The organism is Streptomyces sp. NPDC052114 (assembly GCF_040680155.1).
Classification (GTDB): domain Bacteria; phylum Actinomycetota; class Actinomycetes; order Streptomycetales; family Streptomycetaceae; genus Streptomyces.
Map to the genome: position 1 here is coordinate 348992 of NZ_JBFAWC010000005.1, position 24292 is coordinate 373283.

Below are 24292 nucleotides of genomic sequence, written 5' to 3' on the forward strand. Positions count from 1 at the left end.
GCCCCAGGTGCAAAGGTTCACAGAATTGGGATCCCATCCCCCGATACCGACCCGCGTCGTGCTGCTCACCGGCCCCTCCGGCTCGGGCAAGTCGTCCTTCGCCGCGCGGTCCGGGCTGCCGGTGCTGTGCCTGGACGACTTCTACAAGGAGGCCGGCGACCCCACGCTGCCGCAGGTACCGGGCAGTTCGGACATCGACTGGGACTCCCCGGCGTCCTGGGACGCCGACGTGGCCGTCGCCGCCATCGAGGAGCTGTGCCGCACGGGACGCACGAAGGTGCCGGTCTACGACATCTCCATCAGCGCGCGCGTCGGGCAGGAGGCACTCGACATCGAGCGGACGCCCCTATTCATCGCGGAGGGGATCTTCGCCGCGGACATCGTGCGGCGGTGCCGGGAGCTCGGCGTGCTCGCCGACGCGATCTGTCTGCGGGGGCGACCCTCCACCACGTTCCGGCGGCGGCTGCTGCGGGATCTGCGGGAGGGGCGCAAGTCGGTGCCGTTCCTGCTGCGGCGCGGGTGGCGGCTGATGCGCGCCGAACGCGCCATCGTGGCGCGGCAGACCGCTCTCGGGGCGTACGCGTGCGGCAAGGACGAGGCGCTTGGCCGGGTCGCCGACGCGGCGGCCGGGCGGTGCGCGAAGGCGACGGCCCAGGTCGGCGACTGAGGGCTACTGAGTACGAGTACGGCGGGCGGACGGGACCGGCGTCCGCACGCGGCGAACGGGCATGACGGGCCGCACGCCGCGGACCGGCGCTGACGGGCCGCACGCCGCGGACGGGCCCGGGCACCCGCACACAGCAGAGGGACCGGAAAGACCCCCCGGCCTTCCGGTCCCGCCACTTTTTCCCCCGTGGATCCCCCGTGATCCCCGTTGTTCCGCCGCGTCCCCCCGGAGCGGCGGCCCCCGTACTTCCCCCGTGTTCCCCCCGATCCTCAGGCGACCAACTCGCCGAAGGACTCCTCCTGGTCACGGCCGAAGCTGAGGACCTCGTCCTCGCGCAGCCGGCGGAGCGACCGCCAGATGCTGGACTTCACCGTGCCCACGCTGATGTCGAGGATGTCCGCGATCTCGGGGTCCGTACGACCCTCGTAGTAGCGGAGCACGAGCATCGTCCGCTGCAGTTCGGGAAGGCGGGCCAGGGCCTGCCAGAGAACCGCGCGCAGCTCCGTGCCGCGCATCGCGTCCGTGTCGCCCGCCGTCTCCGGCAGCTCCTCGGTCGGGTACTCGTTCAGCTTGCGGCGGCGCCACGCGCTGATGTGCAGATTGGTCATGGTGCGGCGGAGGTAGCCCCCGACCGCGGCCTTGTCGCTGATCCTGTCCCAGGCCCGGTACGTCGAGAAGAGGGCGCTCTGGAGCAGGTCCTCGGCCTCGAAGCGGTCACCGGTCAGGTGGTAGGCGGTTGCGTACAGGGAGGCACGGCGTTCCTGCACGTAGGCGGTGAACTCCGCCTCCGACAGGGACTTCCGCTCCCCCGAGTCCTCCCCGTACGCGGCTCCCCCGTGAGCTCCCCCGTCCGCCCCTGTGTGGGCCCCGTGTCCCCCGTGGCCCCCCTGGAACGCGTCGACCACCGTCATGAACCCGGTGTGCTGACGCCCGGTGCCGCGAGCGCACCCCCGCCCGCTCACGGCACCGGACTTCTCGGTTCCCCGCCCGACGTCGTGGAGACGCGTGACAACTGCGCGTGAGCTGGTGCTGTGCAGCGTATTCATCTTGCGCCCCCCGTCGGTGGAGTCCGGCTTTGCGTGTGACCAAAACTCTGCCCGAGCCACTTCATGACGGTGTCCGCCGACTGTCACAGGCCTGTCACAGCGCCCTGTGATCCCGTTCCGCGCGTGAGGGTGCGGTGTGGGAGCGCTCCAGCAGTCGAACTGGGGCCGTGGCATGGGACAGAATGACGTCCGTGCCTTCCCTGTTGCTGATCGAGGACGACGACGCCATCCGGACGGCCCTGGAGCTTTCACTGACGCGCCAGGGGCACCGGGTGGCCACTGCTGCCACCGGCGAGGACGGCCTGAAGCTGCTCAGTGAGCAGCGGCCGGACCTGATCGTGCTGGATGTGATGCTGCCGGGCATCGACGGGTTCGAGGTGTGCCGTCGCATCCGGCGCACCGACCAGTTGCCGATCATCCTGCTGACCGCCCGCAGCGACGACATCGACGTGGTGGTCGGACTGGAGTCCGGCGCCGACGACTATGTGGTCAAACCCGTGCAGGGGCGGGTCCTGGACGCCCGGATCCGCGCCGTGCTGCGGCGCGGTGAGCGCGAGGCGAACGACGCGGCGACCTTCGGTTCGCTCGTCATCGACCGGGCCGCGATGACCGTGACGAAGAACGGCGAGGACCTGCAGCTCACGCCGACCGAACTGCGGCTGCTCCTGGAGCTGAGCCGCAGACCCGGACAGGCCCTGTCGCGCCAGCAGTTGCTGCGGCTGGTGTGGGAGCACGACTACCTCGGTGACTCCCGGCTGGTCGACGCGTGCGTGCAGCGGCTGCGCGCCAAGGTCGAGGACGTGCCGTCCTCGCCGACCCTCATCCGTACGGTGCGCGGCGTCGGTTATCGGCTGGACACGCCTCAGTGACCAAACCGCAGGACAAGCTCCGCGGCTGGGCCGCGGCGCGCAAGGCCATACTGGCGGGGCTGCGTTTCACGAGCCTGCGGCTCCGGCTCGTCGTCGTGTTCGGGCTCGTGGCGCTCACCGCCGCCGTCTCCGCCTCCGGCATCGCGTACTGGCTCAACCGCGAGGCCGTGCTGACGCGTGCGCAGGACGCGGCGCTCAAGGACTTCCGGCAGCAGATGCAGAACCGCGCGGGCGCGCTGCCGCCCAACCCCTCGCAGGAGGAACTCCAGGCGGCGGCAGCGCAGATGGCGAACAGCAGCCAGCGCTACAGCGTGCTCCTGGTCGCCGAGAAGAAGGGCGGCGGCCAGATGGTCGGTTACTCCGACCTGGACGCGTTCACGCTGGCCAAGGTCCCGTCCTCGCTGCAGAAGGCGGTGAACAAGAAGCAGCCGATCGGCTCGGGCAACAAGAGCCCGTACCACCTGTACTGGCAGCGGACCGTCGACCACGGCACCCCGTACCTGGTGGGCGGCGCCACGGTGATCGGCGGCGGCCCCACCGGCTACATGCTCAAGTCCCTGGAGCCGGAGGCGAAGGACCTCAGCTCGCTCGGCTGGTCGCTGGCCATCGCCACGGGGCTCGCGCTGATCGGCTCCGCGCTGCTCGCGCAGGCCGCCGCCACGACCGTGCTGAAACCCGTGCACCGGCTGGGGGTTGCCGCGCGGCGGCTCGGCGAGGGCAAGCTGGACACCCGGCTGCGGGTGTCCGGCACCGATGAACTCGCCGATCTCTCGCGGACGTTCAACAGGACGGCCGAGAACCTGGAGAAGAAGGTCGCCGACATGAGCGCCCGCGAGGAGGCGTCCCGGCGCTTCGTCGCCGACATGTCGCACGAGCTGCGCACCCCGCTGACCGCGATCACCGCCGTGACCGAGGTCCTGGAGGAGGAGCTCGACGCGGAGACCGGTTCGGTCGACCCGATGATCGAGCCCGCCGTACGCCTCGTGGTGAGCGAGACCCGCCGCCTGAACGACCTCGTGGAGAACCTCATGGAGGTCACCCGCTTCGACGCGGGCACCGCGCGCCTGGTCCTGGACGACGTCGACATCGCCGACCAGATCACCGCGTGCATCGACGCGCGCGCCTGGCTGGACGCGGTCGAGCTGGACGCCGAGCGGGGCATCACGGTCCGCCTCGACCCGCGCCGCCTCGACGTCATCCTGGCCAACCTGATCGGCAACGCGCTCAAGCACGGCGGCTCCCCGGTGGCGGTGTCGGTGCGCCTGGAGGACGCGAAGCTGGTCATCGCGGTGCGCGACCACGGCCCCGGCATCCCCGAGGACGTGCTGCCGCACGTCTTCGACCGCTTCTACAAGGCCAGCGCGTCCCGGCCGCGGTCCGAGGGCAGCGGCCTCGGCCTGTCCATCGCGCTGGAGAACGCGCACATCCACGGCGGCGAGATCACCGCGGCCAACTCGCCCGAGGGCGGCGCGGTGTTCACGCTGTGGCTGCCGCGCGACGTCGGTGACGAGGGCGCCGACGGGGCCGGGGACGAGGACGCGGAAGGGGGCCAGGCATGAACGGGCGACGGATCCGTGCCGTGGCCGCCGCCGTCGGGCTCGCCGCGGTGCTCGCCGGGTGCGGGATCAGGTCGACGGAGGTGCCCACCGACTACGGCCCGGCGCCGTCGCGGGTGCCGTGCGTGATGTCGGGCTCCGCCATCGCCTCGCAGTCGGGGCGCGGCGTGCCCGTGCAGGTCTTCCTGGTGTGCGCGGCCCAGTTGGTGACCGTCGACCGGACCGTGCAGATCAGCACGGACAAGGCGACCACCGACCGGGTGCGCATCGCCCAGGCGCTCCTCGACGAGCTGGCCACGCCCCCCTCGGTGCCGGAGAAGGAGGCGGGTTTCGCCACGGACGTGCGGGGCGGCACCACCGTCTCCGGTCCGCGCGAGGGCGACCCGGCCGACGCGCTGCGCTTCAGTACGCGGCCGGAGGACCTGTCCGCGTTCGCGCTCGCGCAGATCGTGTGCACACTGGCCGACAGCGCGGCCTCCTCGGACGACCACTCGGTGATCATGGGTGGTCCGGGGGACGATCCACTGCGGGAGTACGGGTGCACCGCGGAGGTCCGTTCCCGGCCCGGGACGGTGGCGCCGCCCGCGGAATCCCTCAAGTAACCGGCGCGTAACCGGCACGTAACCGCCGAGGCCGCGCGGAACCGATCCCGCCGCCTGTGACGTCTTGGGGGGCGTGCGTCAAGGCTCGGGCGGCCGTGTTGCCGCCATCCGCTTCCGCGCGACGGGAGGATTCCTCCTCGTCGCGCATCTCCTGCTCGTCGGGTGGATCACGCTGCGTCCGCTGGACGTCCCCTGGGTGAGCGCCGCGAACCTGCAGCCGCTCGCCGGGATCAAGGCGGACCTGGCGCTCGGCGGCCTTCAGGCGGCCCGCCGGATCGGCGAGAGCGTGCTGCTGCTCGCCCCGCTGGGTGTGCTGCTGCCCCTGGCCGGCGGGCGGCTCGTCGTCTCGCCGTGGGGTTCGCTGGTGCGTACGGTCGCCGCCGGAGCGCTGCTCTCGCTCGGCATCGAACTGCTGCAGACCGGGGTGCCCGGACAGGTCGTCGACATCGACTCGCTGCTCCTGAACACCCTCGGCGTGGCCCTCGCGCACCTCGCGGTCGTGCCCGCCGCACGGGCCAGGCTCCGCCGCCATGAGGACGTGACGGACCGCTCCGCCCTCCTGCGGGAGGACACCTCTCAGGGTGCGACCCCGACAATTCCCAGGGTCGGCATCGCACCGTAGAGCGATGCTTTGACCCGGTTCGCGACCGTACCTTTGAGACATCGAGGCCGACGCAGCGCCTCACCCCGACGGTTCGCGAAGGAGCCCCACATGACCGCCCTTGCCCGCCCCACCCACGGCCGGATGATCGGCGGAGTGTGTGCGGCCCTGGCCCAGCGCTTCGGCACCTCCGCGGCGACGATGCGCGTGATCTTCGTGCTCTCCTGCCTGCTGCCCGGCCCGCAGTTCCTGCTCTACATCGCGCTGTGGGTCCTGCTCCCCTCGGAGAGCAAGGCCCGCCAGGCCTGGTGACCACACGGACCGGCCGACCACCGGTCCCGCGAGGAAACACGATGGGGCGCCCCTCACGAAGAGGGGCGCCCCATCGGCGTACGGACGAGAAAGGGGTCAGCCGAGCGGCAGGCCGCCGGGGAGGGCGCCGGTCGCGCCGCCGACCGGGAGGCCGCCGAGCAGGCCGGAGACCGGGTCACCGGGCTTGCCGGGCTTGCCCGACTTCTCGGCGGCGGCCAGACCGCCGGTCAGCGCGTTCTGCCCGGCGGCGAGGGACTCGGGGGCGCCGGCGGGGAGGGTCTTGGCGGCCTGGTCCAGGGGGAGGGCGGAGGAGACGGTGCCCAGGGCAGCGGCGGCCTCGGGGACGGCGGGGGCGGCGTTGGCGGCACCCGCGCCGGCGGCGGCGAAAGCGGCACCGAGGGCGGCGACACCGAGGGTCTTGGCGGCAGACTGCTTCATCTTCACTGTGTCCTTGTGTCTTTGCTGAGCGGTTTACTGAGGGGGTTTGCGGGGTTCAACGACCGTAAACAGCACAGATCACGGGCCGCAATGAACGGAAAGCGGCCGGGGTCACGGGGACCCCGGCCGCTGACGCCGCAGGCAAAGACGCGCGGACTTCCGTCAGTTTCCGACAGAAGCGCTGGTCGAGACCGTCTGACGGAACAGCCATTCGGACTTCAGCTCGGCATATCCGGGCTTGATCACGTCGTTGATCATGGCGAGTCGTTCATCGAAAGGAATGAATGCTGATTTCATCGCATTGACCGTGAACCACTGCATGTCGTCGAGCGTGTAGCCGAATGTGCCGACCAGGTGCTCGAATTCGCGGCTCATGCTGGTGCCCGACATCAGGCGGTTGTCGGTGTTCACCGTCGCGCGGAAGTGCAGCCTGCGCAGCAGCCCGATGGGGTGCTCGGCATAGGAAGTGGCGGCACCGGTCTGGAGGTTGGAGGTCGGGCAGAGCTCCAGCGGGATCCGCTTGTCGCGCACGTACGAGGCGAGGCGGCCGAGCCGCACGGAGCCGTCGTCGGCGACCTCGATGTCGTCGATGATGCGCACGCCGTGGCCGAGGCGGTCGGCGCCGCACCACTGGAGGGCCTGCCAGATCGACGGCAGGCCGAAGGCCTCGCCCGCGTGGATCGTGAAGTGGTTGTTCTCGCGCTTGAGGAACTCGAACGCGTCGAGGTGACGGGTGGGCGGGAAGCCCGCCTCGGCGCCCGCGATGTCGAAGCCGACGACGCCCGAGTCGCGGTAGCGGTTGGCCAGTTCGGCGATCTCCAGGGCGCGGGCCGCGTGCCGCATGGCGGTGAGCAGGGCGCCCACGCGGATGCGGTGGCCGTTCGCCTTCGCGCGGCGCTCGCCCTCGCGGAAGCCCTCGTTGACGGCTTCGACGACCTCTTCGAGGGTGAGGCCGCGCTCCAGGTGCTGCTCGGGGGCGTACCGGATCTCGGCGTAGACGACGCCGTCCTCGGCGAGGTCCTCGGCGCACTCGGCGGCCACGCGCTTGAGGGCGTCCTTCGTCTGCATCACCGCGCAGGTGTGGGCGAAGGTCTCCAGGTAGCGCTCCAGGGAGCCGGAGTCGGCCGCCTCGCGGAACCAGATCCCGAGCTTGTCGGGGTCGGTCTCGGGCAGGCCCTCGTACCCCGTCTCGCGGGCGAGGTCGACGACGGTGCCGGGGCGCAGGCCGCCGTCGAGGTGGTCGTGCAGGAGCACCTTGGGGGCGCGCCGGATCTGTTCGGCGTCGGGCGTTTCGCGGTCCGTGTGACCGGTCGGGTGAGTCTGGCTCGTCATTTCGGCACTCTAGCGCCTACGCGCGTAGAACTCACTGGTCGATACGTAACAGTGACCGTGCGGACGGGTGGCGTACACCATGGCTTCTGAGACTGTTCTGTCATGGCACAGCAAGGGACCGCGAAGCCGGCGGGCGCGGCCAGGCTCGGGCGTGTGATCGGAACGGCGCCTGCCGCCGTGAGCGGGGCGGTGCTCCTGCTGCCCGGCGGAGCGGAGACGTCCACCCGCAGACCCACCCCCCTGGCGGCGGGCGCGGTGCGCGCGCTGGGGCGCAGACTGGCCCGCGACGGGCACGAGGCGGGCCTCGCCACCCATGTCGTGCACTACCGCTGCCGGGGCTGGAACGGCGCGCAGGCACAGCTCGCCCAGGACACGGCGTGGGCGGCGGACGAGATCGTACGTCTCTACGGCGACGTCCCCGTCTGCCTGGTCGGCGTCGACATGGGCGGGCGCGCGGCGCTCCGGGCGGGCGGGCACACGGCGGTCGACTCCGTGCTGGCGCTGGCCCCCTGGCTGCCCGAGGAGGACGTGGCCGCGCCGCCGGAGCCGGTGAAGCAGCTGGTGGGGCGGCGGGTGCTGATCGTGCACGGCACGAACGACGAGCGGACCGACCCCGAGCTGTCGTTCCGTTTCGCCGAGCGGGCGAAGAAGGCGAACCGTGACGTGTGCCGGTTCGAGGTGCACTCCGACGGGCACCGGCTGCATCAGCACCAGTCCGAAGTCCTCGCGCTGGCCTCGGACTTCGTGATGGGCACGCTGTTCGGGGCGGACTTCGCCCGGCCCCTGGAGGACGCGCTGGCGGCGCCGCCGCCGCTGGGGCTGCGCATGCCGCTGGCCTCCGGCTTCGGGCAGTCCCTTCGGAAGTGACCCGGCGACGGGGCTCCGCCGCTCACCGGCTCCGTCGCTCACCGGCTCCGCCGAGTTCGTCCTCAGTCGCCGGACGGGCTCGAATGCAGCAGTCTGCCCTTCCTGCTCAGCAGGAACTGCTTGAACGCCGCCACCGGCGGTGTGTCCGGGTGGCCGTCCAGCCAGGCCACGCCGATCTCGCGCACCGCGCGCTGGCCCGTCACCGTCAGCTCCACGACTCCCGGGCGGGGGACGGCCGGCGGCGGCAGCAGGGCCACGCCCAGGCCCGCCGCGACCAGGCCCCGCAGCGTCTCCGCCTCCTCGCCCTCGAACGCGACCCGGGGCCGGAAGCCCGCCTCCTGGCAGAGGTCGTCGGTGATGCGCCGCAGGCCGTAGCCGGGCTCCAGGGTCACGAAGGCCTCGTCGGCGGCCTCGGCGAGCCGGACCCGCTTGCGGGACGCGAGCCGGTGGTCGTCGGGGACGACCAGGCGCAGGCGCTGCTCGTCGAGCCGGCGGGCGACCAGGTCGGGGGCGTCGGGCACCGGTGAGGTGAGACAGAGGTCGAGCTCGCCCGCGCGCAGCCGCTCCAGCATCGCCTCGCCGTAGTTCTGGACGAGGCTGAAGCGGATGCGCGGGTGGTCGGCGCGGAAGGCGCGGATCAGGCCCGGCACCGTCTCCGAGCCCATCGTGTGCAGAAAGCCGAAGGCGACCTTGCCGGAGGCCGGGTCGGCGTCCGCGCGCACCGACTCGGCGGCCCGCTCGACCTCGCCGAGCGCCCGCTCGACCGAGGCGAGGAAGGTGCGGCCCGCCGGGGTGAGCGCGACGGTGCGGCCGTGGCGGGCGAACAGGTCGACGCCGAGGTCCCGTTCGAGCCGGACCAGGGCGCGGGAGAGCGTCGACTGGGGGACCTGGAGCTCCTGCGCGGCACGCGTGACGTGCTCGGTGCGGGCGACCCCCGCGAAGTACGCGAGGCGGGGCGCGAGCAGCGTCACGATGTCCTCTGCGTCACTGTTCCGTGACAGGCGCGGCTGTGACCTCTGCTGATGCGGCATGGGAACGATTATGGGGTTTCCATGCATTGGACGCATCAAAAAGCCGGTCGTACGTTCATGGCATGCCTCCTGCCAGTAGCGGGGCGCCCGCCACCCCTGCGGTCGCCCTCACTCCGTCGTCCCCCGCCGCCGACACGCGCCTGACCCCCGGCGGGCCCGGCTACCGCAGGATGAGCTTCGCGCTCTTCCTCGCGGGCGTGGCCACCTTCGCCCTCCTCTACTCCACGCAGGCCCTTCTCCCCCTCGTCTCCGCCGACTTCGGCGTGAGCGCGAGCACGGCCAGCTGGACGGTGTCGGCGGCGACGGGCGCACTGGCCCTCTTCGTCCTTCCGCTGAGCGCGCTCAGCGAGCGCTTCGGGCGGCGCGCGGTGATGACCGCCGCGCTGACCGTCGCCGTCGTGGTCGGTCTCCTCGTCCCCTTCGCCCCCTCCGTGGAGGTGCTGATCGCGCTGCGCGCCGTGCAGGGCGCGGCCCTGGCGGGGCTGCCCGCGTCCGCGATGGCGTTCCTCGCCGAGGAGGTGCGGCCCAAGGCGCTGGTCGCGGCGATCGGCATGTTCGTGGCGGGCAATTCGATCGGCGGCATGAGCGGGCGCATCGTGACCGGGTGGGTCACGCAGGCCTGGGGCTGGCGCGTGGCGGTCGGGGTGGTCGGCGTCCTCGCGGTGCTGTGCGCCCTCGCCTTCCGCGCGCTGCTGCCCGCGCCGCGCCACTTCACGCCGGGCACGCTCAGCCCGAGGTCGCTGGCGCGCACGGTCCGTACGCACCTGTCGAACCCGCTCCTGTGCCGGCTGTACGCGATCGGGGCGCTGTTCATGACCGTGTTCGGCGCGGTCTACACGGTGATCGGCTACCGGCTCACCGAGGCGCCGTTCTCGCTCCCCCAGGGCGTCATCGGCTCGATCTTCCTCGTCTACCTCGTCGGTACGGTCTCCTCGGCGGCGGCCGGCCGCCTCGTGGCCCGGCTCGGACGGCGCGGGGCGCTGTACCTCGCGGTGAGCACGACGGCGGGCGGGCTGCTGCTCTCCCTGTCCGCCTCGCTCGTCCTGGTGCTGCTGGGCCTCGTGCTGATCACGGCGGGCTTCTTCGCGGGGCACGCGGTCGCGTCCTCGTCGGTGAGCCGCACGGCCACCGAGGGGCGGGCCCAGGCGTCGGCGCTCTACCAGTCCGCGTACTACCTGGGCTCCAGCGCGGGCGGCACGCTCGGCGCGGTCGCCTTCCACGCGGGCGGCTGGGCGGGGACGGTGGGCCTCGGCGTCCTCGCGGTGCTCGGCGTCGTGTCGGTCACCGTGTGGGGCTCGCACGCGGCGAGGACGCGGGAGCGGCGGGCGGTCGTGGCCCCCGCGCACTGATTTCGACCTGCTGGTTTTCCCACTCAGGGGGCCGTTGTCAGTGGGCTCCTGTAGCTTCCGAAGTGCTGGGCCTTTCATGGAAGCCGCAGGGGTGGGTTGGGATGAGCGACGCCGCAGGGACGACGACCGATCTGGACGTCACGCTGGAGAAACACCGGGTCGAACTGACCGGGTACTGCTATCGGATGCTGGGCTCGGCCTTCGAGGCCGAGGACGCGGTGCAGGACACGATGGTGCGCGCCTGGCGCAGCTTCGAGAAGTTCGAGGGCCGCTCCAGCGTCCGCTCGTGGCTGTACCGCATCGCGACGAACGTCTGCCTGGACATGCTGAACGCGGGCAACCGCCGCGCCCGCCCCATGGACCTGACGGCCGCGGCCCCGCTGGCCCAGGCCGCCCTCACCCCCCGCCCGGACAACACCTGGCTGGAGCCGGTGCCGGACGCCCGGGTGCTTCCGTCCATCGGCGACCCGGCGGAGGCCGCGGTCGCCAAGGAGTCGGTGCGCCTGGCCTTCGTCGCCGCCCTGCAGAGCCTGCCGCCCAAGCAGCGGGCGGTGCTGATCCTGCGCGAGGTCCTCGCGTGGAAGGCCAGCGAGGTCGCCGAGCTGATCGACACCTCGGTCGCCTCGGTGAACAGCGCGTTGCAGCGGGCCCGCGCCACCCTCGCCGAGCGGCCGGAGGACGACACCGCCGTCTCCGACCCGCTGGACGAGGAGCAGCAGAAGCTGCTCGACCGCTATGTCGCCGCCTTCGAGGGCTATGACATGGCGGCGCTCACGGCGCTGCTCGCCGAGGACGCCGTCATGACGATGCCGCCGTTCGACCTCTGGCTGCGCGGCACCGCGGACATCACGGGCTTCATGTCCACGATGGGCGCCCCGTGCGCCAACGGCCGCCTGCTGCCGGTGAACGTGAACGGCACGCCGGGCTTCGCCCAGTACAAGCCCGACCCGGACAACGGCGGTTACATGCCCTGGTCGATCCAGGTCATCGAGATCTCAGAGGGCCGCATCGCCGGCTTCCACTGCTTCCTGGACACCCAGCGGTGGTTCCCGCTGTTCGGGGTGCCCCTCCATCTCGACGACTAGGCCGAGGAGTTCGACGAGGCCGACGAGGCCGAGCAGCGCGAGCAGGGCGGGGGACGGATTCCGCAGCCGGATCCGTCTCCCGGCCCTGCGGGCCGCGAGCTGCAGCCGGGCGATGGCGTCGACGGTGGTCAGATCGGCGGTGGTGACGGCGGCGACGTCACAGACGACGTCGGCCGTCCCGCCGGCGTCGGGCCCGTGCCGGGCGGCCGCGACCCGCTCGCACAGGCCGGGGACGTCCCCTGGTCGCAGGGGTCCCGCGATGCGGATGAGGTTCTCTTCGGAAGCAGTCACACAGGGTTGACCGGCGGGCCGGGCGGAACTCATCGGTACCACCCGGCCGGCGTCGGTCAGCCGGACGCCGGGCGGCGCTTGCGCACGCGCAGGGTCAGGGGGTTCACGAAGTCACCCCGGCCGCTGTCGTACTGCTGCTCGTGGAACGTCTGGCCCGCGCCCGATCCGTACATGCGGAAGAACCACTTGCTGTTCCACTCGTCCTTCGCGGTCATGAGCCGCATGAACTCGGCGGTGCCCTGCGCGACGTTCCCGGCGAGTCCCTGGATCAGCTTGTTCACCTGGTCCATCTCCGAACCGCGCGGCAGCGGCTTGCCCTGCGGGCGCAGCAGCGGGATGGCCGTCTTCGCCCTGAACTCCTCGACGAGCCTGGGCAGCAGTTCCTTGAGCGCGTCCCCGGAGTTGGCGGTGCGGGTGTAGTTCTCCAGGGTGACGCGGTCCTGGCCGTCGGCGCTGATCGCCGCGACGCCCGCGAAGTGGAAGCCCCAGATGTCCTGCGGGCGCTCGGTCGGGGTGGCGGATTCGGCGAAGTCGAGCTTGTCGCTCTGGCCCAGGGAGACCGTCGTGAAGCCCTCGCCCACCGCGGGGGCGGCGGCCTTGTTGACGCCGAGGTCCGCGGCGGCGGCGTCCATCCGTTCGGGGTGCTCGCGCAGGGCGCCGCCGTAGCGCTTCGGGGTGGCCGCCTGCGGTGCGTCGACGCCGTCGGCGAGGCCGCCCGCCACGGAGTCGACGGTGCCGTCCTCCCAGGGCCTCGCCGCCTGGCCGGTCAGGACGACGTCGGTCTCCCGGCCGCCGCCCATCAACTCACGGGCCACGTCGATGCATTCGGACTTCAGCAGGTCGGCGAAGCCCGACTCGGCGTTCGTCGGGTTGTCCCGGGCCTGTGGCTGCACGCGCTTGAGGACGACGGGCCGGCCGTCGGCGGGGTTCTCCACGGAGATCTGCGCGCCGCGCGTCACCAGCCGGTACTTGCTGCCGACGCCGTTCGCGCCCCACAGGGCTTCGTTGCTCGCGTCGACGACGGCCGGTGTCGCGTAGAACTCCTTGGGCTCGCGCTCGGTGTCGTGCACGGCGAGCGTGCCGTCGCCCGCGACGCGCAGGGGCAGCCCGTGCTGTCCCGGGGGCGGCTCGACGCCGGTCTCCTCGGCCACGTCCTGCTGGAACGGGTCGTGCGTACGGGCCCCGAGGTGGTCCACCGAGTGCTTGGAGGTGCGCTCGGGGTCCGGGACGAGGACGCCCTGCGGTGACTGCGACTCGAAGTAGGGGCCCTCGCCCTGTTCACTGACCAGGCTCTTGACCCGGCCGGAGGCGTAGCGCTGGATGCCCTCGCCGGGTGCGGCGGCGGTAAGGGGCGTCTCGGGGGCGGACGTCTCGGAGGCGGCCGGCGTGGGACCGGCCAGTGCGCGGTGCGCGTTGGCCTCCGCTTCGCGCTCGAACCGGTCGGAAGGGTCGGAGACCTTGAGACCGGAGCCGTTGTCGGTGCCCGCGACCGGGCCCTGGCGCTGCTGGATGACGTGGGTCAGCTCATGGGCGAGGGTGTGCCGGTCGGCGCCGCCGTCGCCGATGACGACATGGCTGCCGGAGGTGTAGGCGCGGGCGCCGACCTCGGCCGCGGAGGCCTTCGCGGCGGCGTCGGTGTGGACGCGGACGTCGGAGAAGTCGGCGCCGAGCCGGGACTCCATGTCGGTGCGGGTCGGCTCGTCCAGCGGCCGCCCGGCGGAGCGCAGCACGTCGTGCACGGCCGCACGCTGGACGGCGGGCCGCTCTCCCCCGTGCCCGCAGCCGGGACCGTGCTGATGCGCCTCGGCCGCGAACGTGTGCCCGGCCCGGCGCAGCATCTGGACGACGGCCGCGTTCCCCGCGCCGCGCTGGAGGGCGAGGAGCCCGCCGGGCGGTGCCGCGTCCCGGGCGGCGGGCCGCAGGGCCGGGCCGCGGACGGGCCCGGCACCGGCGGCTCTGCTCTGATCGTGGTCGTGCAAGGTGGCCCTCCCGCGCAGGCTACGGCTCCTCCCTGCATACGCGGACCGCCCCGCCGAGGTCCAGGTACGGAAGGGCACGATCCCCGGCCACGGGGGCAGACCGCGCCCCGCCGGGCTCTCAGCCGATCCGGTCCAGGACGATCGGCGACGGCGCGAAGTCCGTGCCCGCGGCGGCGATGTCGTACGCCCCCTCGACCGCCTGGAGCGCGTAGTCGAAGCGCTCCGGGGTGTCCGTGTGGAGGGTCAGCAGCGGCGCCCCCGCCTCGACGGAGTCGCCCGGCTTGGCGTGGAGTTCGACGCCCGCCCCCGCCTGGACCACGTCCTCCTTGCGGGCCCGTCCGGCGCCCAGACGCCAGGCGGCGACGCCGATGTCGTACGCGTCCAGGCGGGTCAGCACGCCCGAGGCCGGGGCGGTGACGACGTGCCGCTCGCGGGCGACCGGCAGGGCCGCGTCCGGGTCACCGCCCTGCGCGGCGATCATGCGGCGCCACACGTCCATCGCGGAACCGTCCGCGAGGGCCTTCGCCGGGTCGGCGTCCTTCAGGCCCGCCGCGTCCAGCATCTCGCGGGCCAGGGCGAGGGTCAGCTCGACCACGTCGGCCGGGCCGCCGCCCGCGAGGACCTCGACGGACTCGCGGACCTCCAGCGCGTTGCCCGCGGTCAGGCCGAGCGGGGTGGACATGTCGGTGAGCAGCGCCACCGTGCGCACACCGCTGTCGGTGCCCAGCTCGACCATGGTGGAGGCCAGTTCGCGGGCGTCGTCGAGGTTCTTCATGAAGGCGCCGGTGCCGACCTTCACGTCGAGGACCAGCGAGCCGGTGCCCTCGGCGATCTTCTTCGACATGATCGACGAGGCGATCAGCGGGATCGCCTCCACCGTGCCGGTCACGTCGCGCAGCGCGTACAGCTTCTTGTCGGCGGGGGCGAGGCCGTCGCCCGCCGCGCAGATCACCGAGCCGACGCCGTCCAGGACGTTCAGCATCTCCTCGTTGGAGAGCAAGGCGCGCCAGCCGGGGACGGCCTCCAGCTTGTCGAGGGTGCCGCCGGTGTGGCCGAGGCCGCGGCCCGAGAGCTGCGGGACGGCCGCGCCGCACGCGGCGACCAGCGGGGCGAGCGGCAGCGTGATCTTGTCGCCGACGCCGCCGGTGGAGTGCTTGTCCGCCGTGGGGCGGGTCAGGGAGGAGAAGTCCATGCGCTCGCCGGACGCGATCATCGCGGCGGTCCAGCGGGCGATCTCCTTGCGGTTCATGCCGTTGAGCAGGATCGCCATCGCGAGGGCCGACATCTGCTCGTCGGCCACCGCGCCGCGCGTATAGGCGTCGATGACCCAGTCGATCTGCTCGTCGCTCAGCTCGCCCCGGTCGCGCTTGGTGCGGATGACGGAGATGACGTCCATGGCAAGTCCTTCCAGCAGTACAGCGGCGTACATATGCACTCAGTCGCGACTCTACGCGCATAGAGCGACGAGCAGAAGACGGCCCCCGTCCGGTGCCGGGCAACGGGCGGGGGCCGTGGGTCAGTTGAGGTGCTGCGGTCCGAACGCGTCGGGCAGCATGTCCCCGAGCGTCCGCACGCCCGACGACGTCTCCAGGAGGAGTTCCGCGCCGCCGAACTCGTAGAGCAGCTGGCGGCAGCGGCCGCACGGCATCAGGATGTCGCCCTTGCCGTCCACGCACGTGAAGTGCGTCAGACGGCCCCCGCCGGTCAGCTGGAGCTGGGAGACCAGACCGCACTCGGCGCACAGGCCGAGGCCGTAGGAGGCGTTCTCCACGTTGCAGCCGACGACGGTCCTGCCGTCGTCGACCAGCGCCGCGGCGCCGACCGGGAAGCCCGAGTAGGGCGCGTACGCACGGGCCATGGCCTCGCGCGCGGCCTCCCGCAGGGAGTCCCAGTCGGTGTCCGCGGCAGCAGTCGTCACTTGCCCTGTCCCTTTCGGTACGGCATTCCGTCCGCCTTCGGCATCCGCAGCCGCTGGGCGGAGAGCGAGAGGACCAGCAGGGTCACCACGTACGGGGTCGCGGTGACGACCTGGTTGGGCACCTCGTCGGTCAAGCCGTACCACAGGAACATCAGCGCGGAGACGGCCGCGGTGATCACCGCGGGGATGTACCGCTTGCGCCAGGCGAGGTAGATCGCGCCGATGACCAGCAGGATCGCGATGAGCAGCAGCAGCGCGTGGACGTTGGTGCCGCCACCCCGGAGCTTCAGGCTGTCGGTGTAACCGAACAGGCCCGCGCCCAGCGCGAGTCCGCCCGGCATCCAGTTGCCGAAGATCATCGCGGCGAGACCGATGTAGCCGCGCCCGCCGGTCTGGCCCTCCAGGTAGATGTTGGAGGCGACCAGCGAGAGGAAGGCGCCGCCGAGGCCCGCGAGGCCGCCGGAGATCACCACGGCCAGGTACTTGTACTTGTAGACGTTGACGCCGAGCGACTCCGCCGCGATCGGGTTCTCGCCGCAGGAGCGCAGCCGCAGACCGAACGACGTGCGCCACAGGACCCACCAGCTCAGCGGCACCATCGCGACGGCGATCACGGTGAGTGGCGAGAGGTCGGTGATCAGCCCGCCGAGCAGGCCCGCGAGGTCGGAGACCAGGAACCAGTGTTTGCCGTTGAGGTCGGCGAGCCAGTCGGACAGGCCCGGCACGGAGAAGCTGCCGAGCGAGTCGACGGGCGGCGACTGCTTGGACGTACCGCCCTCCTCGCCCTCGAAGGCGAAGGTGGAGAGGTAGCGGGTGACGCCCAGGGCGAGGATGTTGATGGCCACACCGGAGACGATGTGGTTGACGTTGAAGGTGACCGTGACGATCGCGTGCAGCAGACCGCCGAGCGCGCCGCCGACGACGCCGAACAGGACACCGACCCACGGGCCCCACTGGAAGCCGGCCCAGGCGCCGAACCAGGTGCCGAGGATCAGCATGCCCTCCAGGCCGATGTTGACGACGCCCGCGCGCTCGGCCCACAGACCGCCGAGGCCCGCGAGGCCGATCGGCACGGCGAGCTTGAGGGCCGTGGACATCTGGCCGGTGGACGTGATGCCGTCCGCGCCGGTGATCAGGCGGACCACGGAGGTCAGCACCAGAACACCCGCGATGATCAGCATCAGGACGGGGAGCGAGACGCGGCGGCGGCCCGGCGCGGGCTGCTTGGCCGAGGGCTTGGCGACGGTTGCCGTGCTCATCGGGACGCCACCTCCTTCGCGGAGTCGTTGTTGCCGTGGGAGCCGTCGCCGGCCTTCGCCCGTGCGGCGGCGGCCAGTTCCTCGCCGACGCGCTGCTGCTGGCGGCTGAGGCCCCAGCGACGCACGGCCTCGTAGGAGACGACGACCGCGATCACGATGAGGCCCTGCATGATCACCGCGATCTCCTTGTCGTACGGCTCCGGCTGGGCGTAGTCCAGAGCGGGCGAGGCCTTGTCGAGGAAGGCCCACAGGAGCGCGGCGAAGGCGATGCCGACCGGGTTGTTGCGGCCGAGCAGGGCGATGCCGATGGCGGTGAAGCCGAGGCCCGAGGGGAAGCTGAGGCTATAGGTGTGGGTGTCGCCGAGCAGGATCGGCAGGCCCGAGAGGCCCGAGACCGCGCCGGAGATCAGCATCGCGCTGAGCACCATGCGCTTGGCGTTGACACCACTGGCCGCGGCGGCCGACTCGGAGGCGCCGGTGGCGCGCAGGTCGAAGCCGAACCGGGTGCGGTTGAGGACCAGCCAGTACAGGACGCCCGCGAGGACCGCGATGACGACGAAGCCGTAGATCTCGCCGCCCGCGACCTTGATGCCGGGGAACCAGCCGGACTTCTCCATCTCGCCGGTGGTCTGGTTGTTGCCGACCGGCACACCGAAGTTCTCGGTGAGCGTGAGGTAGCCGATGACGCTCGTCGCGATGGCGTTGAGCATGATCGTGGCGACCACCTCGCTGACGCCGCGCGTGGTCTTCAGGACGCCCGCGATGCCGGCCCAGAAGGCGCCGGTGAGCATGGCGACCAGCATCAGCATCGGGATCTGGAGGAAGGACGGCAGCGCCACGTGCGCGCCGACGACGGCGGTGACCATCGCGGCGAGCCGGTACTGCCCGTCCACGCCGATGTTGAACAGGTTCATGCGGAAGCCGATGGCCACCGCGAGCGCCGCCAGGTAGTACATCCCGGCCTGGTTGATGATCAGGACCTGGACGTCGGAGAAGGTGGCCTGCTCCAGCATCAGGGTGTACGGCTCGATCGGGCTCTTGCCCGAGGCGAGCAGCACGACCGAGGTCAGCGCCACGGCCGCGATCAGCGCGATGACCGGTCCGGCCACCGCGAGGAGCAGCCGCTCCTTGTCGAACTTCTTCATCGGGCCTCGTCCTCCGACGTGCCGGCAGCGCCCTTGGCGGGCTCTTCTTCTACGTGTTCGAGGTGGCCGGAGGCCGCGCCCGTCATCGCCGAACCGAGCTCCTCGGGCGTGATGGTGGCCGGGTCGGCGTCGGCGACGAACCGCCCGCGGTAGATCACGCGGAGGGTGTCGGAGAGGCCGATCAGCTCGTCCAGGTCGGCCGAGATCAGCAGCACGGCCAGGCCCTCGCGGCGGGCCTCGCGGATCTGGTCCCAGATCTGCGCCTGGGCGCCGACGTCCACACCGCGGGTGGGGTGGGCGGCGATCAGGAAGCGTGGCCCGTGGCTCATCTCGCGGCCGACGATCAGCTTCTGCTGGTTGCCGCCGGACAGCGAGGCGGCCGTCACGTCGATGCCGGGCGTACGGACGTCGTACTCCTCGACGATGCGGCGGGTGTCGGCCTGGGCGCCCTTGGGGTCGAGCCAGAAGCCTTTCGCGTTGGGCTTCTCGGTGACGTGGCCGAGGATGCGGTTCTCCCACAGCGGCGACTCCAGGAGGAGGCCGTGGCGGTGGCGGTCCTCGGGGATGTACCCGATGCCGTCCTCGCGGCGCTTGCGGGTGGGCACGGCCGTGATGTCCTCGCCCGCCATCCGGATCACGCCGGAGTCGGCGTGCTTGAGGCCGATGAGCGCGTCGATCAGCTCGGTCTGGCCGTTGCCCTCCACGCCCGCGATGCCGAGGACCTCGCCCTCGTGGATCGTGAAGGAGATGTCGTCGAGCAGCGCGCGGCCCGACTCGCCCTCGGCGAGCAGCCTGAGGCTCTCGACCTGGATCATCGGGCGGTCGGTGACCGTGGACTCCGCCGTCTCGGGGGTGGGCAGTTCGCTGCCCACCATCAGCTCGGCGAGCTGGCGGGGCGTCGTCTCGGCCGGGACCGCCGTGCCGACGGTGGTGCCGCGCCGGATGACGGTGATGTCGTCGGCGACGGAGAGGACCTCACCGAGCTTGTGCGAGATGAAGATGACGGACAGGCCCTCGGACTTGAGCTCGCGCAGGTTGTCGAAGAGCGCGTCGACCTCCTGCGGCACGAGCACGGCCGTGGGCTCGTCGAGGATCAGCGTGGTGGCGCCGCGGTAGAGGACCTTGAGGATCTCCACGCGCTGGCGGTCGGCGACGCCGAGGTCCTCCACGTACGCGTCGGGGCGCACCCCGAGGCCGTAGCGGTCGGAGATCTCGGCGATCTCGCGGCGGGCGGCGGCGCCGATGCCGTGCAGCTTCTCGCTGCCGAGGACGATGTTCTCCAGGACGGTCAGCTGGTCGGCGAGCATGAAGTGCTGGTGCACCATGCCGATGCCGCGGGCGATGGCGTCCGCGGGACTGCCGAAGGCGACCTGTTCGCCGTCGACGGTGATGGTGCCCTCGTCCGGCTTCTGCATGCCGTAGAGGATCTTCATCAGGGTCGACTTGCCGGCGCCGTTCTCGCCGACGAGGGCGTGCACGGTGCCCTTGCGTACGGTGAGGTGGATGTCGTGGTTGGCCACGACGCCGGGGAAGCGCTTGGTGATGCCGCTGAGTTCAACGGCGGTGCCACCGGGGGCGACGGGTGCCTTGTCGGTGGGGGGAGGGCTGGTGGACGCGTCGATGGCGCACTCTCCTCGGGGGGCCGGAAGGCCGGAAGGGCCTGAGGGAAAGGGGCCGCCTACGCGCGCAGTGCCCCTGCTGGGTGGGGGAAGTTCCCTGCCGGAGGCCGCCCGCCGGGAGGGGTCCCGGCGGGACGTCCCGCACGATGTGAACTTCCCCGGTGCTACGGGAAGTTGAGGTGTGGTCCGCGCGAACGGGGCGCGGGTGAACCATCGTCCCCCACACCCCGTCGCACGAGAATCACGCTGCCGTCACGGCGTCACGGCGTGCTCTTGACCTTGATCTTGCCGCTCTTGATGCCCTCTTCGGCCTTCTCCAGCGCGGCCTGGACGTCCTTCATGCCCATGAACTCGGGGTTCGACTCGGCGAGCGCGACACCGCCGGAGGCGAGGTCGGCACGGACGACGCCACCCTTGGCGTTGCCGTCCTCGACGGCCTTCGCGAGGTTGTACACCGAGCCCGCGACATCCTTGGTCGCCGAGGTGAGGATGTACTTCTTGTACTTCGCGAGGGCGTCCTGCTTGTACTGGTCGGAGTCGACGCCGATCGCCCAGACCTTCTTGGCGGCGGCGGCCTCGATGACGCCCTGACCCGAGAGGCCGGCGGCGTGGTAGACCACGTCGGCGCCCTTCTCGATCTGGCCCTGCGCGGCGGTCTTGCCCTTGTCGGGGCTGGAGAAGCCGCCGTCCTCGGCCTTCTCGGTCAGGTACTGCTTCTCGACCTTGACCTTGGGGTCGGTGTCCTTGACGCCCTGGACGAAGCCCGCCTCGAACTTGTGGATGAGGGGGACGTCCACGCCGCCGACGAAGCCGACGGTCTTGGACTTGGTGGTCTTGGCGGCGGCGACGCCCGCGAGGTAGGACGCCTCCTGCTCGCTGAAGACCAGGTCGGCGACGTTGTCGGCCTTGACGGTCTCGTCGTCGACGATGCCGAAGGTGGTCTTCGGGAACTTCTCCGAGACCTCCTTGATCGCCGGGGCGTAGGCGTAGCCGACACCGATGACGGGGTTGTAGCCCTGCTTGGCGAGCTGCGTCAGACGCTGGGTCTTGTCGGCGTCGGACTCGCCGTCGACCGGCTCGACGGCCTTCTCGCCGGTCTTGAACTCCTTGGCGGCCTTCTTCATGCCGACGGTCGCGGCGTCGTTGAAGGACTGGTCGCCGGCGCCGCCGACGTCATAGGCGATGGCCACGCCCTTGTTCTTGTCGTCCTTGCTCGCGGCGGCGTCGCTGGACGTGCCACCACAGGCGGAGACGGAGACGGCGAGGGCGGCGGTCGCGGCGCCCGCGACAGCGATTCGAGACACCCGGCGCATAGGGACGAACTCCTTAGTACAAGCAAGGACAAGCACGAACGAGCGCCACACCCGGCGCTGATTTCGCCGCAGCGTAACGCGCGTAGACCTGACATAAGAACCCTTCTGTCCGGTCCGTTATCGAGCTGTGGCCGCGGGACGTACGGGGTGTGTCGGGAGCGAGAACACGCCAGGGGCGCCCCCGCCAACAGGGGGCGCCCAGACGGCAGAAGGCGTACTACGTACAACCTTGATCCATTTCATACGGGTGTCCCGCGCCCGCGTAATACGTACAACGTGATCCCTGCCCCGTGGGCTCCCGCGGGGACCGCGAGCGGGCCCCGCGGCCGCCCCGCCGCTACGGCACCGTCTTCACCTTCACCTTGCCGCTGACGATGTCCTCCTTGGCCTTGTCCACGGCGGCCACCACGTCCTTCATCGCCGTGTACTTCGGGTTGGAGTCGGAGAACCCGACGCGGCCGGACTTGAGGTCGTAGCGCTGTTCGCCGGTCATCGGGTCGCCCTCGACGACCGACTTCGTCAGGTCGTACACCGCGCCGCCGACGTCCTTGAGCGCCGAGCCGAGGATGTAGTCCTTGTACTTGGCGAGGGCCTTCTGCCGGTACTGGTCGGAGTCGACGCCGATCGCCCAGACCTTCTGCGAGCCCGCCTCCTGGATCACGCCCTGACCGGAGAGGCCCGCTGCGTGGTAGATGACGTCCGCGCCCGACTCGATCTGCCCGCTCGCCGCGTTCTGCCCGCGGTCCGGGCTGGAGAATCCGCCCTCCTCTGGCTTCTCCGTCAGATACCGTTTCTCGATTTTGATCTTCGGGTCGACGGACTTCGCGCCCTGCACGAATCCCGCCTCGAATTTGTGGATGAGCGGAATGTCCACGCCCCCCACGAATCCCACGTGCTTGGCCTTGGACGCCTTCGCCGCGGCGACGCCCGCCAGATAGGAACCCTGCTCCTCGTGGAAGACCAGGTCGGCGACGTTGTCCGCCTTCACGGTGTTGTCGTCGATGATCCCGAAGGTGGTGTCGGGGTACTTCTTGGCGGCGGCCTGGACCGCGGGCGCGTAGACGAAGCCGACGCCGACGACGGGGTCGTAGCCCTGCTTGGCGAGCTGTTCGAGGCGCTGGACCTTGTCGGCGCTGGACTCGCCGTCGCCCGGCTCCATGTCCACGCCGCCGATCTTGAATTCCTTGCGCGCCTTCGAATAGCCCGCGTAGGCCGCGTCGTTGAAGGACTGGTCGCCCTGTCCGCCGATGTCGTACGCGAGTCCGATGCCCTTGCCCTTGTACGACGAGCCCGCGGAGCCCTTGTCCTTGCCGCCGTCGTCCTGCGAGGCCTCGCCGCTGGTCTTGCCGCAGCCGGCCGCGGCGAGTGCGAGGACGGCGAGTGTCGCGGCGATATGAGTGGTGCGAGATTTCCGAGAGATTCGACGCACAGGAAGCACCCCTTGATCCCCAACGCGCCGCGTACGGCGCTGATTTCGGCGCACATTAACGCGCGTAGAAAGGGAGGGGAACGGTTTCTCCGGGTGCCGTTACCTCTTCGTGCTTTTCCCGTCGGGGCCGGTCGCGTCCGCCGCGCCCCTTTCCTGTCGGGGCCGGTCACATCCGTGTGAACACGGCGTGTCGCGACCGGCCCCCGGCGCTTTCCCCGCCGCTAGCGCACCGCGTCCAGCAGGGCGGCGGCGGTGAAGAGTTCGACGCCGACCGTGATGGCCGACTCGTCCGCGTCGAAGTCGCCCTGGTGGAGATCGCGGACGGCCCGCTCCCCCGGCCTGCGCACGCCGAGCCGGGCCATGGCGCCGGGCACCCGCTCCAGGTACCAGGAGAAGTCCTCGCCGCCGAGGCTCTGCTCGGTGTCCTCCACGGAGAGCGCGCCGCGCCGCACGGCCATGGCGTCCCGCAACAGGTCGGTCACCACCGGGTCGTTGACCACGGGCGGGACCCCGCGGACGTAGTTGATCTCGGACTTGGCGCGGTAGAGGTCGGCGATCTCCTGGATGGCGCCGTGCACCAGGTCGGGCGCCTCCCGCCAGGCCTTGAGGTCGAGGCAGCGCACGGTGCCGGAGAGCTCGGCGTGCTGCGGGATGACGTTGCAGGCGTGGCCCGCCTCGATGCGCCCCCAGGTCACCGCGAGCCCGGAGCGGGCGTCGACGCGGCGGGCGACCAGGGCGGGCACCTCGGTGGCGACCTTGGCGGCGGCGGTCACGAGGTCGGTGGTCAGGTGCGGCCGCGCGGTGTGCCCGCCGGGGCCGTCGAGCGCGACCTCCAGGCGGTCGCAGGCCGAGGTGATGGCGCCGTGCCGCAGGCCGATGCGGCCCGCGTCGACGCGGGGGTCGCAGTGCACGGCGATGATCTTCCCGACCCCGTCGAGGACGCCCGACTCGATGGCGTCGGTCGCGCCGCCCGGCAGGACCTCCTCGGCGGGCTGGAAGACCAGCCGCACCGGCACCGGCAGCCGCCCCTGCCGGTCCAGCTCGGCCAGGACGAGGCCGGCGCCCAGGACGACGGTGGTGTGCACGTCGTGCCCGCAGGCGTGGGCGCGGTCGGGCACCGTCGAGCGGTACGCCACGCCGAGCTTGGTGTCCGGGATGGGCAGCGCGTCGATGTCGGCGCGCAGGGCGAGCATGGGGCGTACGCCGTCCCAGGCTCCGATGTCGCACACCAGTCCCGTACCGGTGGCGAGCACCCGGGGCGCGAGCCCCGCCTCCTCCAGCCGGGCCTTGATGGCCGCGGTGGTACGGAACTCCTGGTTGCCGAGCTCGGGGTGCATGTGCAAGTCGCGCCGGAAGGCGACGAGTTCGGCGCGCAGCTCCTCGGGCAGCGCGCCGGGGAGCAGGTCCGCGATGGCGGACCCGCCTCCGGACACGTCGTCGGGCACCTCTTCTTCGGACGCACGGGACATCAGTTGGTTCACCCTCTGAAGGGTAGGGCGACACAACGGCCAACTGACCCACGATCAACAAAAGTTCAGCCCGATAGGGGAAGAATTTGTGGCCGCGTGGCGCATGACCCTTGGT

At 71.5% G+C, this 24292-nt stretch carries 23 protein-coding genes; 9 read left to right on the forward strand and 14 right to left on the reverse strand.

Annotated elements, in window-relative coordinates:
- Nucleotides 1–25: 25 nt before the first annotated feature.
- A complete protein-coding gene (locus AB0L89_RS13870) occupies nucleotides 26–667 on the forward strand; it encodes an ATP-binding protein (RefSeq protein WP_365139402.1) in 642 nt (213 codons plus the stop codon).
- 269 nt (nucleotides 668–936) lie between these two features.
- Here AB0L89_RS13870 and AB0L89_RS13875 read toward each other — a convergent pair whose 3' ends face one another.
- A complete protein-coding gene (locus AB0L89_RS13875; protein WP_365139405.1) occupies nucleotides 937–1713 on the reverse strand; it encodes a SigE family RNA polymerase sigma factor in 777 nt (258 codons plus the stop codon).
- A 191-nt stretch (nucleotides 1714–1904) separates the two neighbouring features.
- Here AB0L89_RS13875 and afsQ1 point away from each other — a divergent pair, with 191 nt between their 5' ends.
- The 5 genes from afsQ1 to AB0L89_RS13900 all read left to right on the forward strand — a co-directional run bounded on the left by afsQ1 (nucleotide 1905) and on the right by AB0L89_RS13900 (nucleotide 5653).
- Nucleotides 1905–2582 carry a two-component system response regulator AfsQ1 gene (afsQ1, locus tag AB0L89_RS13880; RefSeq protein ID WP_030562528.1) on the forward strand — a complete coding sequence of 226 codons (678 nt, stop codon included), beginning with the start codon at nucleotides 1905–1907 and terminating at the stop codon, nucleotides 2580–2582.
- Nucleotides 2579–4141: a HAMP domain-containing sensor histidine kinase gene (locus AB0L89_RS13885; protein ID WP_365139408.1), complete on the forward strand. Its 1563-nt coding sequence runs from the start codon at nucleotides 2579–2581 to the stop codon at nucleotides 4139–4141. The genes afsQ1 and AB0L89_RS13885 overlap by 4 nt, the downstream gene beginning before the upstream one ends.
- Nucleotides 4138–4740, forward strand: coding sequence for a hypothetical protein (locus AB0L89_RS13890; RefSeq protein ID WP_365139411.1), 603 nt, complete (start codon nucleotides 4138–4140; stop codon nucleotides 4738–4740). Before AB0L89_RS13885 ends, AB0L89_RS13890 begins: the two co-directional genes overlap by 4 nt.
- 73 nt (nucleotides 4741–4813) lie before the next feature.
- Nucleotides 4814–5362: a VanZ family protein gene (locus tag AB0L89_RS13895; protein ID WP_365139414.1), complete on the forward strand. Its 549-nt coding sequence runs from the start codon at nucleotides 4814–4816 to the stop codon at nucleotides 5360–5362.
- A gap of 90 nt (nucleotides 5363–5452) precedes the next feature.
- On the forward strand, nucleotides 5453–5653 hold the full coding sequence (locus AB0L89_RS13900; protein ID WP_365139417.1) for a PspC domain-containing protein: 201 nt from the start codon (nucleotides 5453–5455) through the stop codon (nucleotides 5651–5653).
- Between the two features lie 96 nt (nucleotides 5654–5749).
- On the opposite strand, the gene AB0L89_RS13905 is transcribed toward AB0L89_RS13900, so the two are convergent.
- Together AB0L89_RS13905 and AB0L89_RS13910 are read right to left on the reverse strand one after the other, a co-directional pair.
- The gene (locus AB0L89_RS13905; RefSeq protein ID WP_365139420.1) at nucleotides 5750–6091 is read right to left on the reverse strand and encodes an ATP-binding protein; all 342 of its coding nucleotides are present in this window, start codon (nucleotides 6089–6091) and stop codon (nucleotides 5750–5752) included.
- Nucleotides 6092–6253: 162 nt separating this feature from the next.
- Nucleotides 6254–7423, reverse strand: a complete 1170-nt coding sequence (locus AB0L89_RS13910; RefSeq protein ID WP_365139423.1) for an adenosine deaminase — start codon at nucleotides 7421–7423, stop codon at nucleotides 6254–6256.
- A 102-nt stretch (nucleotides 7424–7525) separates the two neighbouring features.
- On the opposite strand from AB0L89_RS13910, the gene AB0L89_RS13915 reads away from it, so the two are divergent.
- Nucleotides 7526–8290 (forward strand): alpha/beta hydrolase, encoded by a 765-nt coding sequence (locus tag AB0L89_RS13915; RefSeq protein ID WP_365139426.1) that lies wholly within the window; start codon nucleotides 7526–7528, stop codon nucleotides 8288–8290.
- Nucleotides 8291–8352: 62 nt separating this feature from the next.
- Here the strand turns inward: AB0L89_RS13915 and AB0L89_RS13920 are convergent, their stop codons facing one another.
- Nucleotides 8353–9321, reverse strand: a complete 969-nt coding sequence (locus tag AB0L89_RS13920; RefSeq protein WP_365139429.1) for a LysR family transcriptional regulator — start codon at nucleotides 9319–9321, stop codon at nucleotides 8353–8355.
- A 62-nt stretch (nucleotides 9322–9383) separates the two neighbouring features.
- Between AB0L89_RS13920 and AB0L89_RS13925 the strand changes: the two genes are divergently transcribed.
- Both AB0L89_RS13925 and AB0L89_RS13930 read left to right on the forward strand, forming a co-directional pair.
- A complete protein-coding gene (locus tag AB0L89_RS13925) occupies nucleotides 9384–10670 on the forward strand; it encodes an MFS transporter (protein ID WP_365139432.1) in 1287 nt (428 codons plus the stop codon).
- 101 nt (nucleotides 10671–10771) lie between these two features.
- Complete coding sequence (locus AB0L89_RS13930) at nucleotides 10772–11755, forward strand: sigma-70 family RNA polymerase sigma factor (protein WP_365139435.1); 984 nt, start codon at nucleotides 10772–10774, stop codon at nucleotides 11753–11755.
- Here the strand turns inward: AB0L89_RS13930 and AB0L89_RS13935 are convergent.
- The 10 genes from AB0L89_RS13935 to AB0L89_RS13980 form a co-directional block, all read right to left on the reverse strand.
- Nucleotides 11666–12046, reverse strand: a complete 381-nt coding sequence (locus AB0L89_RS13935) for an STAS domain-containing protein (RefSeq protein ID WP_365139438.1) — start codon at nucleotides 12044–12046, stop codon at nucleotides 11666–11668. The genes AB0L89_RS13930 and AB0L89_RS13935 overlap by 90 nt on opposite strands.
- Nucleotides 12047–12102: 56 nt before the next feature.
- Complete coding sequence (locus AB0L89_RS13940) at nucleotides 12103–14025, reverse strand: DUF4157 domain-containing protein (RefSeq protein WP_365139441.1); 1923 nt, start codon at nucleotides 14023–14025, stop codon at nucleotides 12103–12105.
- Nucleotides 14026–14143: 118 nt separating this feature from the next.
- Entirely contained in the window at nucleotides 14144–15421 is a 1278-nt protein-coding gene (locus tag AB0L89_RS13945) for a thymidine phosphorylase (protein ID WP_365139444.1), read from the reverse strand.
- A 120-nt stretch (nucleotides 15422–15541) separates the two neighbouring features.
- A complete protein-coding gene (locus tag AB0L89_RS13950; protein ID WP_365139447.1) occupies nucleotides 15542–15943 on the reverse strand; it encodes a cytidine deaminase in 402 nt (133 codons plus the stop codon).
- A complete protein-coding gene (locus AB0L89_RS13955; protein ID WP_365139450.1) occupies nucleotides 15940–17202 on the reverse strand; it encodes an ABC transporter permease in 1263 nt (420 codons plus the stop codon). The genes AB0L89_RS13950 and AB0L89_RS13955 overlap by 4 nt, the downstream gene beginning before the upstream one ends.
- A complete protein-coding gene (locus AB0L89_RS13960) occupies nucleotides 17199–18347 on the reverse strand; it encodes an ABC transporter permease (RefSeq protein ID WP_365139453.1) in 1149 nt (382 codons plus the stop codon). Before AB0L89_RS13960 ends, AB0L89_RS13955 begins: the two co-directional genes overlap by 4 nt.
- Nucleotides 18344–19969, reverse strand: coding sequence for an ABC transporter ATP-binding protein (locus tag AB0L89_RS13965; RefSeq protein WP_365139836.1), 1626 nt, complete (start codon nucleotides 19967–19969; stop codon nucleotides 18344–18346). Before AB0L89_RS13965 ends, AB0L89_RS13960 begins: the two co-directional genes overlap by 4 nt.
- A 257-nt stretch (nucleotides 19970–20226) precedes the next feature.
- Entirely contained in the window at nucleotides 20227–21279 is a 1053-nt protein-coding gene (locus tag AB0L89_RS13970; RefSeq protein WP_365139455.1) for a BMP family ABC transporter substrate-binding protein, read from the reverse strand.
- Between the two features lie 337 nt (nucleotides 21280–21616).
- On the reverse strand, nucleotides 21617–22699 hold the full coding sequence (locus tag AB0L89_RS13975) for a BMP family ABC transporter substrate-binding protein (RefSeq protein WP_365139839.1): 1083 nt from the start codon (nucleotides 22697–22699) through the stop codon (nucleotides 21617–21619).
- Between the two features lie 230 nt (nucleotides 22700–22929).
- Nucleotides 22930–24177 (reverse strand): amidohydrolase, encoded by a 1248-nt coding sequence (locus AB0L89_RS13980; RefSeq protein WP_365139842.1) that lies wholly within the window; start codon nucleotides 24175–24177, stop codon nucleotides 22930–22932.
- Nucleotides 24178–24292: the final 115 nt, after the last annotated feature.